This is a genomic window from Oceanibaculum sp., assembly GCF_022449305.1.
Lineage (GTDB): Bacteria > Pseudomonadota > Alphaproteobacteria > Oceanibaculales > Oceanibaculaceae > Oceanibaculum > Oceanibaculum indicum.
The window spans coordinates 1-2071 of record NZ_JAKUSO010000126.1 but is presented as its reverse complement, the minus strand read 5'-3'; the positions used below and the strand labels follow the sequence as shown (position 1 = coordinate 2071).

Genomic DNA, 2071 nt, shown 5'->3' with positions numbered 1-2071 from the left:
GAATCCCTGATCGTCCGTCGCGGTCCATCGCATGTTAGGCCTCACAGCCTGGCGAACTACCGAGTGTCCTTGAACTTGCGTTGAAAACCGCCTGGTGCATGTGATGTTAACCCGTGTTATTCACGGTGAGTTGAAGAGAATGCTGTTCTGGGGTGCCTCCCAGGTGTAGGTTTTGGAGGGAAAACGCTGGCCAGCGACATCCCTCACCAGACACCGAAAAGAGGACACCCCATGGGTGAAACTGAGACACACATCGATGTCGAGCAAGACGAGTTCATTCGTCCCACGTTCAACAGGTCCATCCGAGTAGAAGCGCGGCCCGAGCGCCTGAGCGCGGATGCGGGCGTACTGATGATGCGCGAGGTCATGGAGCGCACGGGATTGATCGACTGGATCGACGCCGGCTTTGACGACCTGCGCCGAGCCAACCAAGTCACGCACTCGCTACCGGAGTTGCTGCGCACACAACTGATCTTGCTGGCTCAGGGTTGGACCTGTGCCGACGCCGCCGACCACTTGCGAGACGATCCGGCGTTTCGGCTGAGCGTCAGCGATCGCCGACAGGATGTGCCGTTGCGGCCCCCCTCGACGCCTCACACAGCCGACGGACTGGCCAGCCAACCGACGCTGTCGCGCTTGCTGGCCGCCGCCGCCGAGCCGGGCAATCTGGCGGTGTTGAAGGAGGCCAACCTGCGCTGCGCACAGCAGCACTGCCGCTGGCTGGACGGCCGACAGCGCTATGCCCGAATCACCCTGGATGTGGACTCTCTGCCGGTGCTCGTGCACGGCCAGCAGTCCGGCGCACTCTACAACGGCTACTACCACGCTACCTGTTATCACCCGTTGGTCCTGGGCTCAGCCGACCTGGGGCATATCTTCGGTGCCATCCTGCGCCCCGGCAACGCGCACACCGCGGACGGGGCGCGGACCGACTTGCGTCAATATCTCGACTGGATCGAGACACACCTGGCCTGGGAGGTCACGGTGCGCGGCGACGCCGGTTTCCCCGCCGACGATCTGCTGTGCCTGTTGGAGCAGCGGCTGCGACCGGCCAGCTATGTCTTCCGCATCCGCAACTACAAGCCCCTGCAGCAGTTGGCGCAGCCCTATGTCCAGCGCTATCTGCAAGACCTTGGCCAGCGGCCGGAGCAAATGCGGCAGCAAGGCTTCCGCACCCACGAGCTGGGCTACCAGGCCAAGGACTGGAAGCAGAGGCGCCGCGTGGTGCTCGTCATCGTGCCACCAGAAGAGGAGGAGCTGTTGCCCCGCTCCTTCTATCTGATCACCAACTTCGATACCCGCGCCATGCCCGCAGCCGAGCTGCTGGCGCTGTATCGCCAGCGCGGCACCTACGAGCAACAATTGGGCGACTTCATGCACACGCTCACACCGCACCTGTCGTCGACGACGCGGCCCCAAAGCCACTATCGTGGTCAGACCCCTCGGCAACGGCAGGTCGCGCGTGACGTCTTCAACACCAACCAGGCGATGCTGTCGCTGAACGTGCTGGCGCACAACCTGCTCAACCTGGGACGGTGTATCGCCGAACGCGCCCAGACCAAACCTGGGCGACCCAAGACCCACGGTCGTCAGTCCGCGGCGATGTCGCTGCGAACGTTTCGTCAGCGCTACCTGAAAGTCCCCGCCAGAGTCACCTTGCACAGTCGTCGTGTGTGGATTTCCATCGCCCCGGCGGCCGCCGTGTTGTGGCACAACTGGTGGGACTACCTACAACGCCTCGGTAGCCTGCCCATGATCGACTAACCCTGGCGGGCCAATCTGACCGAAGGCCCCAGGCAACTGCCGTCATCTACCTCTCAAATTCAGGCCCATGCGGGCACCAATATCGGTGTGTACCCAACAGCGACTCCCGCACAGCTATTCCCGCGCCCTGTCAGGCTCTTACACAATTCCGAACCGGTTTCCGGCCTCCAACACTCTACCCCGACCCTATCGGACAACGTCTAGAATGCCGTGAATAACACGGGCTCAATCAAAACCAAGATTGTCTGTACTTTCAGCTTGGTGCTCCTCGGCATTTCTATCTTCAACTTTGTGTATTTTCCTCAAG

1 protein-coding gene is annotated in these 2071 nt (G+C 61.9%); it reads left to right on the top strand.

Annotated features, from left to right (window positions below):
* Positions 1–231 precede the first annotated feature (231 nt).
* Entirely contained in the window at positions 232–1764 is a 1533-nt protein-coding gene (locus tag MK313_RS18105; protein WP_287783640.1) for an IS1380 family transposase, read from the top strand.
* The last annotated feature ends 307 nt before the right edge of the window (positions 1765–2071 follow it).

What these genes read in the sequence shown, in the direction of transcription:
- MK313_RS18105 (WP_287783640.1), top strand. Translation starts at nt 232, where the DNA reads ATGGGTGAAACTGAGACACACATCGATGTCGAGCAAGACGAGTTCATT.